Below are 12,526 nucleotides of genomic sequence, written 5' to 3'. Positions count from 1 at the left end.
TTCAAATGAAACTAGAAAAAACATGGCCCTAAATGGCTCTAATGAGATATTGAACCAAAAACATACCTCATGTATGCGAGAAAGAGCCATTGGGGTAAACTACTTCTGGCGTAACCCATCCACTGGAAATTGATTGAAATTCCCCTTGCTACAATCGGGCTTATATCCAAATGGAGCAGGGAAAGGAATCGTATCGCAGCTTGTTGCAACGGAAGATTCAAACTTTACTCTCTTTCCTATCATGATAGGAAATAACCATGTGGCATTATTTCTTAAATCAAACTCCTCTTTAGGGTCATCAATCAAATTGTATATTTCAGGGATCTGTAATGGGCGCCCTTTCTCCGGCATGATATCTTGATCAATAAAGTGCATCTTGTAATTTTCCCACTTATAAGCGTAGGTTTCAGATCCATTGTTAACGATGAAACCATCTCGATTAGACTTTTCACTATCTCCCTTTAAAAAGGCCCACTGATCAATACTATCTATTGTTCTATCGCTTGGTAATTTGTATCCACCGACATGAGAAAGTGAGGCAAATAGATCCACAACATGGATAATTTCATCACTCACTCTGCCCGGTTTGATGTGGTTAGGCCAAGAGGCAATAAATGGTGTTCGGAGAGAGCCTTCAAGAGCCGTAAAGTACGCACCACGCCATGGTCCGCTAGAGCCTTGGTATGGCATATGCCACTCTGGACCGTTGTCAGAAAACCAAATCACTAGTGTATTGTCTTTAATTCCTGCTTTTTCTATTGCACCAATAACTTGCCCAGCTCGAAAATCTATCTCAGCTAACACATCTGAGTAATTTCCTTTGCCTGTTTTACCAATAAAATCAGGATGAGGTAGCGTCGGTAAATGTGGTTGAGTAAAAGTAATTACAGAGAAAAATGGCTTATTCTCTTTCACATTTCGATTTATAAAATCTGTGGCATGTTCAACTAGCTCACTGTCAATCGTTCTACGTGAGTCCAAATTATATTCTTTGACCCCTTTAGGATCCTGCCCTGCTCTAGCTGAAAGGATTTGAGGTTTAGGTAATATAGCTTTATAACCGGGTTGAGAGCTATATTCTGACTCATCCGTCGTATTTGCAATGCCATACCATTCATCAAAGCCTTGATCCGTTGGAAAGCGCCCTTTTTGGTCTCCCAAATGCCATTTCCCGTAAAGGCTCGTGTTATATCCTTGTTCCTTAAACTTCTCTGCAATGGTTATCTCCCAGTTCACCATACCGTAAGGCACTCCCCAAACAACCTTATCTGTCCCAGATCTAAGCGCTCGCCTCCCCGTCATGAATGAGGAGCGAGTTGGCGTGCATTGCGGTTCCACATTAAAATTAGTAAGGCGTACACCTTCTCTAGCAAGTTGATCTAAGTTTTTAGTTTCAACACCTCTGGTACTCCCATAGGAACTTAGTTCCCCCCACCCAAGGTTATCAACCAACATTACCACGACATTTGGTGTCTCTTCCGCAACCACTTCTAACGGGATACATAGAAACAGGATAGTTGCTAGTTTATTTTTCATAGTGTCGCCTTTCATTGAAATTCAATCCTGTAAGTGCGTCTTATCACACTTAAAACACACTAAAGTCTAGTCCATGTTAGTTAACATTTTTGAAAAACAGGGATTACTTGGAAGCAACAAAAAACCTCTACTATATTCAACTGACTACATTGTCTCATTTGGTGTCATCTCACTCGACTTCGCCATGATGAACACAATTAGTAACGTTATATAACGATAATGGATTCATTTATCGCGGAGGATTTTCATGCGAAACTCGATTAAAAAGGTAATGGCATTGGTCGGTACATTAGCTGCGTCCACAGCCTTTGCTGCCGATAAGCCCAACATCCTTGTGTTCTGGGGTGACGATGTAGGTGTATACAACATTAGTGCATATCACAATGGTATGATGGGAGGGAAGACTCCTAACATTGATAAAATCGCCAATGAAGGTGCCATTTTCACAGACGCTTACGCACAACAGAGTTGTACTGCCGGACGAGCCTCATTTATTCTGGGTCAACATCCGTTTCGTACCGGTCTATTGACTATTGGTATGCCCGGCGCAAAAGAGGGTATTCAATCGAAAGATCCTACTATCGCAGAGTTACTTAAAAATCACGGCTATGTGTCTGGTCAGTTTGGTAAAAACCACCTTGGTGATCAAGATGAGCACCTACCAACTAACCATGGGTTTGATGAGTTCTTTGGTAACCTATACCATTTAAACGCGGAAGAAGAGCCTGAGTCTGAGTTTTATCCAAAAGATCCAGAGTTTCGTAAAAAATTCGGACCTCGAGGCGTGTTGAAGGCGACTGCGGATGGCAAAATCGAGGACACAGGTCCCCTTACTCGTAAGCGTATGGAAAACGTAGACCGAGAGTTCATGGATGCTAGCTTGGCCTTTATGGAAAAAGCAGTAAAAGAAGACAAACCATTCTTTATTTGGCATAACTCAACCCGTATGCACGTCTGGACACATTTGAGTGAAGAATATCAAGGGAAGTCAGGTTACGGCTTATACGCCGATGGCATGATGGACCTAGATGATCAAGTAGGTGTCATGCTTGATAAACTTGAAGAGCTAGGCGTAGCAGATAACACCATTGTTGTTTTTAGTACTGATAATGGCGCTGAGAAATTTACCTGGCCAGATGGTGGTACTACACCGTTCAAGGGCGAAAAAGGTACGACTTGGGAAGGCGGATTCCGCGTTCCGATGATGGTACGCTGGCCTGGAAACATTAAACCAGGAACGGTTATCAACGATATCTTTTCACAAGAAGACTGGATGCCAACTCTACTCGCAGCTGTGGGCGAACCTGATGTGAAAGAAAAACTATTGAAGGGTCATAAAGCAGCGGGCAAAACCTTTAAAGCACATTTAGATGGCTACAACCAACTTGATCTGCTGACTGGTAAAGCTGATGAAGGCGCACGCAAAGAAATCTTTTACTTCGATGCTGGTGGTAATTTAAACGCCGTTCGTTATAAAGACTGGAAGATCCACTTCAGTATTATGGAGGGTGCCATTAATGAGGCATACCGCAAAACACCTAGTTGGCCTTTGATTGTAAACCTTCGTATGGATCCATTTGAGGTCGGTCCAGATGCAGCACTTTACGTCAGACATTTTTACGCTGATCAAATGTGGATGTTCGTTCCTGCTCAAGCTATCGTGCGTAAGTTCCTAGAGACATTTAAGGAGTTCCCTGCAACGAAAGGTAGCTCGTTAAGTATTGAAAAAGTGGTAGAAACAATGACACAGCAACCTAGAAACTAGACCCTAGGTATCGAAGCTATTGTGGAATTAACTAAGGCCTCAATTGTGAGGCCTTTTATTTCGTTGCAATTGTTTGGTTGCAGCAAGTTATGGTCAAACAAAGATTATCATTTAGTGCTCTCTTTAAACACTTGATTCCAATCTTGTTTCATATCGACAAATAGCCAACCTTGCTCTTCACCTACTTTAAACGATTTATCTAACTTACCAACATGCGAATCTTTATCATACGCCCATTCACGCTTGTCATCCGTGTGATGGATAATCGCAGAAAATCTTGGACCTGAACCTGCTTTCGTCCACTCTAACATCTGTAAATCACCATCAGAATTACCAAACGCCATTACCGGACGTTTGCCAATGAAGTTTTGAATCGTCACAGGCTTTACTGCTTTGTCATTGACAAAGTCTATTTCCGGCATGCGTTGGATGGTAGGTTTTCCATCAACACTTTGATATTCCGCCTTTAACGTCGTTCCCACGATGTTTTGCGTTGGAATGCCGTATACTTCCGGCGCCCAAACGCGCATAAATTCAATTCCGCCTCCAGAAACGATGTAGGTCTGATAGTCGTTCGCTCTTAAATAGTCGAGCAGTTCGAGCATAGGTTGATAGACCATTTCAGTGTATGGTCTACCCGTTGTTGGATGGACAGCCGTTTTCAACCATTCCTTAACTTCTTGATGAAACTGTTCAGTAGACATTCCAGAATGGGTTGCCATAACAAGCTTCATTACACCTTCGAGTCCTTGTTTACCAATCCCCTCCATGTCACCTTTTAATGCGGAAGCAAAGGGTTCGGTTGTCTTCCAATCAGGATGCTCAGAGGCCATTTCTTTTACTCTATCGATCGCAAAAAACAACTGTAGATAAACAGGCTTTTCTGCCCAAAGTGTTCCATCATTATCAAACGTCGCGATTCGTTGGCTTTCAGGAACATAGGAATCCGAACCTTGGGTCGTTGTTTTCGTAACAAACGCCATAATAGCTTGCTTAGCGTCAGTGTTGTTCCATGACGGAAGTGGATCTTGCATATCAGCAGCAACAGCGTAACTAGACAGAGCAAAACCTGTTGCTAAGACAATCGTCTTTAACTTTATAGCCATCTTAATTCCTTATATTGAGGTGCTAGGTGCGAATCCAATCAAAAGTATAGTTCAATTGAAACAGGCGCATATTGAACTGAAATATGCAACGGCCACCAAAAAGTGACAATGTCACCAATCTAGTCCACTATTTTATTAAAATAGAAACATGGAATTTAACGATTAGAGTTTAAATTCATTGGCTTCAACTGATGTAGGGGCACTTTTACGTCCCTTTTTCTGATTGAGCTCTTCAATAACATAGTCGGGAGCGACCTTCGTTAGCTCTGTTAAACAGTCATCCGTTTTAGGGTTGCCGTATCTAACATAGATGTCACACACGGCATACAATTGTTCTGGAGCACCGGATATCAAATACGCTTGCTCAAAAGCGTTGACAGACTTCTTCAAGTCTAACTCTTCTTGCAGAACACCATTTAAGTACCAAAAGTAACTGTTCGTCTTTGCCATCGTCGCAGCTTTGTCTATTTCAAACGCCGCTTCTTTCTTTTTGTCTAATCTAACCAAAGCGAGAGATTTAGAATAATGCAGCGAGGCATCTTCTGAATTTAGCTTGATACCCTCGTCAAGCACGTTGATAGCTTTTTGGTCTAACTGTTGCGCTCGGAAGTTGTCTGCGTAGCTTAACCAAACTTGAGGGTTGTTTGGCTCAAGCTTAGTTAACTCTGGGTATATCAGCGCCGCTTTATCCCAATCACGATGCCAACGGTAAACGTCTGCAAGTAATAACTTGGAAACATTATCGTTCTTACTGGACAAGTGTGCTGTCAGCTCTGAAACAGGCCCTTCAAGTGACTGCTGTTGCTCTGAACTCAAATTGGCGTAATCTCGAACGAGGTTAATCGCTGCTGTAATTCGCACCATGGCGGCGTCATCACTCAATAATGGTGAAATCAAACGCCAACGGTGCTCAATCATATATGGTTGTGCTCCCACGATCGCAGCTTCGCGAATACCTGCATCTTCATCCTGCAACCCACGCGCAACTGCAACCAATGCATTTTGGCTTGGATAGTTGGCTAACTCACGTAAAGCATCAATACGTTTTTCTGAAGACAACTTTTTATTTTGCGCATCATAAGACAGCTTTTCGACTCGTTGCGCCGGTGTCATTTGAGCTTCTTGTGGAGTGACAACCGTTGTCGGCGATACCTGGTCTGGGTCTAGCAATGTTGTTTCTTGTGCCACTGCTGTTTGACTCGCAGCAATGCCGATCGAGATCACGAGTAATGATTTAGAGAGCAGCTTAATTTTTTGCATTCAATAACCTATATTCTTTCATTTCCGGGCCTGTAGCAGGCGTAGTGACTATCTTAAAACTTCGTTTCAAACACAGTCTGTGTTTGAGTAGCTTGCTGGTGTAGAATCTGGTCACTGTATTTACCGTGAACCACTGGGTTACCTGTCGCTCGTAAGATGTACGCCATCGACTGATCAACATGGGTAAAAAACTTCTTCCAACCCGCGCAGAGATAATTAAGACCAGGCTCACCTTGCCTAGTACGGATAAAACGGTTTTTGGGACATTCTCCAAAACATGCAAATTGATAATCACATTGAAGGCACTGTTGGGGCAGCGTACGACTTTTAGCAAACCCAAATTTCTGCTGCTCAGAGCTATAAGCGAGCGTATCGAGCTTTTCGTGATGAATGTTTCCAACCTTATATTCTGGGTACACGTAATGATCACACGCAAACACATCACCATTAGGCTCCATTGCTAAGCCTTTCCCGCAGATTTCACCTAACGTACACAGTGGGTTTTTTCTGCCCATCCAGGTTTCGATGCTGGCTTCAAAGTACTGAACAAACACGTTGCCGATATCGTGTAAAACCCATTCATTGAAAATCGCGATCAGAAAATTTCCCCATGCTTCATCCGCAACGCAAAAAGGCTCAACAACGGCATCTTTATGACCTGGGATCAGCCGTTTATCTCCTTGCTTTAGTTGCTCGTTTGGCTCCCAAGTTTGAGGGGCGGTTGTTCTGAATGTTTTCTGCTCAACTATTGGAATAAACTGCATTTGAGGGGAGCGTACTTCATCTCGCAAGAATCGGTACACTTCAAGTGGGTTACGGCTGGTCAAGTTGTTAACACAAGTGAGCGTAGCAAACTTTACTTCGTGCTTATGTAATAGTTCAACCGCATTCATAACTTGCCGGAATGTGCCTCTACCAGCTCGGTTTGTTCGATAAGCGTTGTGCATCATTTCTGGGCCATCAATGCTTAAACCGACGAGAAAGTTGTTCGCCTTTAAAAACTCACACCATTCATCGTTAAGCAGTGTGCCATTAGTCTGGAGATCATTGGAGATCGTAATACCATCGGGACGGTATTTATTCTGTAGCTCAACAATTGTCTTGAAATAATCCAAACCTAGCATTGTCGGCTCACCACCCTGCCAAGAGAAAATGATTTCAGGTGTATTCTGTCCCGCTATATATTGACGGATATAGGTCTCTAGCGTTTCCTCATCCATGACTGGTGAGCAGCCTGGCTTGTACTCAAGTAAATCTTGTTTGCTTAGGTAATAACAATAGGTGCAATCGATATTGCACACTGCACCGATAGGTTTCGCCATGACATGTAATCGCTTGGATGCTTTCCCATTGAACTGCGGACCTTGAGTTATGTGCATTCATCACCTTCTTAGTTGCTAGCCTGTGCCCAACGACGTTAAGACTAATCATTAAGTTAATCGCCTAGTGTGATGATAATGTTCAATTATTCGTGGCGCTTGTTATAGTGTGTATAACTGTTTTTCATAGACTTGCCTGATAAAATTCTTTGATCATAAATGTTGATGGAGCTCCCCTATGAAGCATTCCAAAAGTAATACTCTTTACCTTGGTGCCGCTATTTCGATTTCGCTAATTATGACTGGATGTGCAACAACACAACCTAGCCCTCTTGCTCAAAAAATCGATCAAGATATGGTTCTTATTGAAGGCGGACAATTTACGATGGGCTCGGATAATCCATCAGCAAATAAATCCGAGCGCCCGGCCCGCACCGTTCGCGTGGAAGATTTCTATTTGGCAAAATTTGAGGTAACCCAAGAGTTATTCGAATCGGTTACAGGATCTTCTCTGAGCTATTTTAGAAACCCAAATACGCCCGTAAATAACATTAGCTGGCAACAAGCCAATTATTTTATAAAGAAATTGAATGAAAAAACGGGAGAGCACTATCGTTTACCCACCGAAGCAGAATGGGAGTTTGCAGCGAAAGGGGGGAATCTAAGTCAAGGATTCACTTACGCGGGGTCTGATGATATTAACGACGTTGCCTGGTATGCCAGTAACTCAAACAATAAAGCACACAAGGTAGGTCAGAAAAAACCGAATGAGCTTGGCTTATACGATATGACGGGTAATGTTGGTGAGTTTGTTATTGATGCCTTTGATGAAGGCTATTACAAATCGGCACCAAGTGATAATCCGGTAAACGCAAAAGATGAAAAAGAAAGCCTTGCACACAAGTCTGTACGAGGTGGTAGCTTTGCCTATGATGCTGACGAATCCGAAAACTATCGTCGCGATTTTGCTAGCCAGTCAGTCATCATGTCCGACATGGGGCTGAGATTAGCGAAAGACGCTGATTAAACTAAGTAAGAAAAAAAGTGGAGCGATAAAAGCTCCACTTTTGGTAATTAGCTCCTATTGACCCCAACAATAGAGGCTTTAAGCTGATCAATAGCTTGTTTAGGTGCATAGTGACTAAGCTCTTGTATGCACCTATCGAAAGCAAAAGCGACAGCACCTTTTTTATGATTTCTCGCTAGAACCTCGCATTGAGCAAACAAGTGTTGTGGATTGCCACCGACTTCAAATGCTGTATGCAACGCTTTACTTGCTTCTAGAACATCGCTTTTTTCTAAAGCTAGACCGTACACGTACCAATAATGCGCATTAGTTTCACCAACTTCTGCGGCGCGTCTAAGTAGCTTTTTCGCATCATCGGCTTTGCCTTGACGTAACAAAGAAAGACCTGCGCTGTATGGTAATGTGCTGGATTTAGGTTGAGCTTTCATCCCTTGTTGTAGCACCGTGATCGCAGCTTCTTCTTTACCTAGGTGGCGATACAAATCTGCTAGGTTAACGTAGCTATTTTCGAAATAGGGTTCGATGCTGATCGCTTGTTTATACAGCTCGGCCGCTTTGTCGATTTCACCTAAGCTGCGGTACACATTCGCCAAATTGGTTCTTCCGAAACCACGATCGGCATTAAACTCTTGAATTTCCATGTACTCTTCTAAAGGCGATTTAATGATATCTTTTTGTAAAGGGGTCATTTGTGCGTAGTTCGCTACCAGCACCGAGGCAGCTTCCGCTCTCACTGAAAGCACCGGGTCACCAAGCAATGGCTCTAGAATCCGCCACCGATCATGAAATTCATAACCAGACGAGCCTGAAATTGCCCCTAATCGAACCATTTCATTCTCATTCTTAACGGCCCTAGCCAAAGATACTGTTGTATTTTGGTCAGTATTGCCCCCCATTCTCTCTAGGGCTGAAGCACGAATAATGTCTTTTAACGACGAATCCTGAGCAGAGTATGCCAACGCATTTGCTGCTCCTTGATGACCAATTGAATCCGCATAAAATGCGACAGCAAAATGTTGCTGATTACGATACTTCGAATTCGGGTACCATTCTGCTATCTGTTCATCGGCCCATTGATTGCTTTTATCTTCATGGCATGACATGCAAACATTGGGCGTTCCAATATGTTTGCTCAAATCCGGTCGTGGAATATGCCAACTGTGGTCTCTACGAGGATCGACTTGCATGTAAGTCGTTTCTGGCATGTGACAAGTCGTACATTGCGATGCTTCAGATCCAGCCTTATGAAAGGTATGCTTTTCAGGTGTATATTCCGATGCAATATGGCATTGCGAACATACTGCCTCTTCTGGGATCGTTAACTCTGCCGTGTGTGGATCATGACAATTAGTGCACGTGACCCCCTTCTCCGCCATTTCAGATTGAAGAAACGAACCATAAACATAATCTTCGTCGTAAATCTGTCCATCATGATAGTAGAGTTCAGGTGTTATAAGACTTAAGCGATATTTATCAAAAAAGGAACCTTTAACATGATCACCTGTTTCATTTAACTGGGTTCGGCGACTATGGCATTGAGCGCATGTTTGCACTTGATTGGTTGCTTCAATTGATTTCGGCTGTAACGTACTATGGCCTTCCTCAAACACCCAATCCGACACTGCTTTAGACAAATTTCGATCAAAGCCATAATGGCTGTCATGCTCAAAAGAAGTGCCAGCATTTTTGTATTTCTTGGCCAGTTCTATGTGCTGACTAGCGGGACCATGGCATGCTTCGCATCCCACATTAATCTCTGACCATGAGCTGTTGTAAGTGTTTTTGTCAGCGTCGTAATTCTTCTTTAGGTTCGTTGAATGGCAATCAGCACACATGAAGTTCCAATTTTGCCCGGTATTGGTCCAATAGAATTCATCCGTTGTTGTCGTTTCTGGATAAAGATGAAACCAACGCTGTCCCCCTTCAACTTTAGCTCTTGTGTCCCAAGCAAAAGGAATAAGCTGCACGCGGCCATCTTCAAACTCGACCATGTACTGCTGTAATGGCTCCCAGCCAAATGTATAGCTGATCTTATAGTCATGCCATTGCCCGTCAGCACCTTGAATGTTGACCCAATATTCATCGCCTTTTCTAAAAAAGCGATTAGGCATTCCTTTGTGCATTACAACATGGTTATCAAAATCACCACGCACAGAAGTTGTACTTGCATGCTTCATGGCCATATCGTGATGTGACCCTTTCCAGGCCGCTACCTCGTTTTGGTGGCACTCTGCACAAGCTTGTGTGCCAGCATATTCTGGATTTAAGCCTGAGGGAATATTTGGTTTCTCTGTCAATAACTCTTGAGAAAAAGCCATAAAACTGAAGACAAGGTTAACTAGAAATAAAATGCAACACCGCTCTGCCCACTGACTCATAGATACCCTTATATTTATAATGTACAACGTAAGTCAATATAGACAATAAATCACTGGTTATACAAATAATTACAAGCAATACATAACAACGAGAGCATTGCTTTGGGCCGTAAAACAAGCGAGCATCCTATTGTTTTTCACTTCCACCCCCTCTTCTACTACTCATTTAAATAAGGCTCTTCAGTGATCTAAGTCTACTTTACGAATCTCTATAAACTAACAAAACAATCCTATTTATTCTTAATTAACAAATGGTTACAACCTAGCAATAACTTATAGTTATATCGAGTATAAGAGGATTTTTCTATATACATCATTAACTTATGCAGCAACTAAGCATAAGGCTCACTTGTGCTTATCTTTACTCTCAACAATCTGGAGTTTTTATGGCAAATCAATTGAGCAAAATCGCTGTAGGCGCAGGACTGTTAGCGGCGTCCAGTGCTGCTATGGCAGCCGACAAACCGAATATTCTGGCAATTTTTGGTGACGATATCGGCTACTGGAATATCAGCGCATACAACCAAGGTATGATGAGTTACAAAACGCCAAACATCGACCGTATCGCGAATGAAGGTGCGTTGTTCACAGATCACTACGGACAACAGTCTTGTACTGCTGGTCGCGCTGCCTTTATTACGGGTGAAGAGCCATTTCGTACGGGTTTGTTAACAATTGGTATGCCAGGCTCTGACCACGGCATACCTGATTGGGCGCCAACCATTGCAGACCTGTTAAAAGAACAAGGTTACATGACGGGTCAATTTGGTAAAAACCACTTAGGTGACCAAGATAAGCACTTACCGACAAAACACGGCTTTGACGAATTCTTCGGTAACTTATATCACCTAAACGCAGAAGAAGAGCCTGAAACTTATTACTACCCTAAAGACCCAGAGTTTCGTAAAAACTATGGCCCTCGTGGTGTCATTAAGTCTTATGCCGACGGTAAGATTGAAGACACTGGCCCGATGACACGAAAACGTATGGAGCACGCAGATGAAGAGTTCCTAGAGAGCTCTTTGGCATTTATGGAAAAAGCAGTTAAAGCGGATAAACCCTTCTTTATTTGGCATAACGCCACTCGTATGCACGTTTGGACTCGCTTGCAGGAAAAATACCAAGGTAAATCAGGTGTAAGCATTTATGCCGATGGTATGCTGGAACATGATGATCATGTAGGTGTTTTACTCGACAAGCTGGATGAGCTAGGTGTTGCAGACAACACTATCGTTATCTACTCAACGGACAACGGCGCAGAAACCATGACTTGGCCAGATGGTGGCGCAACACCATTCCATGGTGAAAAAGGTACAACTTGGGAAGGCGGTATGCGTGTTCCTCAACTGGTTCGTTGGCCAGGCGTAATTAAGCCAGGAACCAAGATCAATGAAATGATGGCACACCAAGACTGGTTGCCTACATTATTGGCAGCTGCTGGCGTACCTGATGTAAAAGAAAAACTGGCAGAAGGCTACAAAGCAAATGGCAAAGAATGGCGTGTGCATTTAGATGGTTACAACTTCATGCCATACTTTGAAGGTAAGGAAGAAAAAGGCCCTCGTGAGTCGCTGCTTTACTTTACGTCTAATGGTGAATTAAACGCTGTCCGCTGGAATGACTGGAAACTTCACTTTGCAACGCTTGAAGGGAACCTAAGTAACGCAGTTCGTTTTGCTCCGAACTGGCCTAAAATCATCCACCTACGTGCTGACCCATTCGAAAAAGGCCCAAGCGAATCACAAATGTACTTGCGTTGGATGGCTGACAACATGTGGCTATTTGTACCTGTACAAGACGTTGTGGGAGAGTTCTTTAAAACACTTCCAGAATACCCAATGCAACGTGGCACAGCGATGAACCCTGCTTCACTAAACTACGACTCTCTAAAAATGCAAGAGAAGCTGCAACAACTAGACAAAGTTGAACAAGAAATCAGCAAGTTTAAGTAAACTAAGTTAACGTCAGTTAATCAGTAACATAAGCCAGCAGACCATTCTGCTGGCTTATGTGTATCGCCACATAGGAACTTACTTAAATCGCCTGTTTAGCCTATACAAAGTGGGCATTATGAGTACAAACTGAAAAGTAAATTACCACCTTCTAAAGAAGGTGGCTTTGTGTGAGCCCCCTAA

The 12,526-nt window shown here is 42.9% G+C and carries 8 protein-coding genes; 3 read left to right on the top strand and 5 right to left on the bottom strand.

The window, feature by feature from the left end; all coding sequences use genetic code 11:
• Positions 1–99: 99 nt before the first annotated feature.
• Complete coding sequence (locus R7F64_RS05485) at positions 100–1,536, bottom strand: arylsulfatase (RefSeq protein WP_225455402.1); 1,437 nt, start codon at positions 1,534–1,536, stop codon at positions 100–102.
• Between the two features lie 247 nt (positions 1,537–1,783).
• Between R7F64_RS05485 and R7F64_RS05480 the strand changes: the two genes are divergently transcribed.
• Positions 1,784–3,301, top strand: coding sequence for an arylsulfatase (locus tag R7F64_RS05480; protein WP_005377761.1), 1,518 nt, complete (start codon positions 1,784–1,786; stop codon positions 3,299–3,301).
• Between the two features lie 107 nt (positions 3,302–3,408).
• Here the strand turns inward: R7F64_RS05480 and R7F64_RS05475 are convergent, their stop codons facing one another.
• The 3 genes from R7F64_RS05475 to R7F64_RS05465 all read right to left on the bottom strand — a co-directional run bounded on the left by R7F64_RS05475 (position 3,409) and on the right by R7F64_RS05465 (position 7,046).
• Positions 3,409–4,407 carry an HAD family hydrolase gene (locus tag R7F64_RS05475; RefSeq protein WP_005385672.1) on the bottom strand — a complete coding sequence of 333 codons (999 nt, stop codon included), beginning with the start codon at positions 4,405–4,407 and terminating at the stop codon, positions 3,409–3,411.
• A 162-nt stretch (positions 4,408–4,569) separates the two neighbouring features.
• Positions 4,570–5,667 (bottom strand): hypothetical protein, encoded by a 1,098-nt coding sequence (locus R7F64_RS05470; protein ID WP_065274487.1) that lies wholly within the window; start codon positions 5,665–5,667, stop codon positions 4,570–4,572.
• 53 nt (positions 5,668–5,720) lie between these two features.
• On the bottom strand, positions 5,721–7,046 hold the full coding sequence (locus R7F64_RS05465) for an anaerobic sulfatase maturase (protein WP_171344720.1): 1,326 nt from the start codon (positions 7,044–7,046) through the stop codon (positions 5,721–5,723).
• 238 nt (positions 7,047–7,284) lie between these two features.
• Here R7F64_RS05465 and R7F64_RS05460 point away from each other — a divergent pair, with 238 nt between their 5' ends.
• Positions 7,285–8,013, top strand: a complete 729-nt coding sequence (locus R7F64_RS05460; RefSeq protein WP_372034459.1) for a formylglycine-generating enzyme family protein — start codon at positions 7,285–7,287, stop codon at positions 8,011–8,013.
• Between the two features lie 47 nt (positions 8,014–8,060).
• Here R7F64_RS05460 and R7F64_RS05455 read toward each other — a convergent pair whose 3' ends face one another.
• Positions 8,061–10,391, bottom strand: a complete 2,331-nt coding sequence (locus R7F64_RS05455) for a tetratricopeptide repeat protein (protein ID WP_318071506.1) — start codon at positions 10,389–10,391, stop codon at positions 8,061–8,063.
• 386 nt (positions 10,392–10,777) lie between these two features.
• Here R7F64_RS05455 and R7F64_RS05450 point away from each other — a divergent pair, with 386 nt between their 5' ends.
• Complete coding sequence (locus R7F64_RS05450) at positions 10,778–12,343, top strand: arylsulfatase (RefSeq protein WP_005377767.1); 1,566 nt, start codon at positions 10,778–10,780, stop codon at positions 12,341–12,343.
• Positions 12,344–12,526: the final 183 nt, after the last annotated feature.

The sequence above is a fragment of the Vibrio sp. Vb1980 genome (genome assembly GCF_033338615.1).
Taxonomy (GTDB): domain Bacteria; phylum Pseudomonadota; class Gammaproteobacteria; order Enterobacterales; family Vibrionaceae; genus Vibrio; species Vibrio alginolyticus.
This window is presented reverse-complemented; position numbering and strand designations above follow the sequence as displayed.

Excerpts from the sequence above, each read along its gene's own strand:
- R7F64_RS05485 (WP_225455402.1), bottom strand. The coding sequence starts at position 1,536 with ATGAAAAATAAACTAGCAACTATCCTGTTTCTATGTATCCCGTTAGAA.
- R7F64_RS05480 (WP_005377761.1), top strand. The coding sequence starts at position 1,784 with ATGCGAAACTCGATTAAAAAGGTAATGGCATTGGTCGGTACATTAGCT.
- R7F64_RS05475 (WP_005385672.1), bottom strand. The coding sequence starts at position 4,407 with ATGGCTATAAAGTTAAAGACGATTGTCTTAGCAACAGGTTTTGCTCTG.
- R7F64_RS05470 (WP_065274487.1), bottom strand. The coding sequence starts at position 5,667 with ATGCAAAAAATTAAGCTGCTCTCTAAATCATTACTCGTGATCTCGATC.
- R7F64_RS05465 (WP_171344720.1), bottom strand. The coding sequence starts at position 7,046 with ATGCACATAACTCAAGGTCCGCAGTTCAATGGGAAAGCATCCAAGCGA.
- R7F64_RS05460 (WP_372034459.1), top strand. The coding sequence starts at position 7,285 with ATGACTGGATGTGCAACAACACAACCTAGCCCTCTTGCTCAAAAAATC.
- R7F64_RS05455 (WP_318071506.1), bottom strand. The coding sequence starts at position 10,391 with ATGAGTCAGTGGGCAGAGCGGTGTTGCATTTTATTTCTAGTTAACCTT.
- R7F64_RS05450 (WP_005377767.1), top strand. The coding sequence starts at position 10,778 with ATGGCAAATCAATTGAGCAAAATCGCTGTAGGCGCAGGACTGTTAGCG.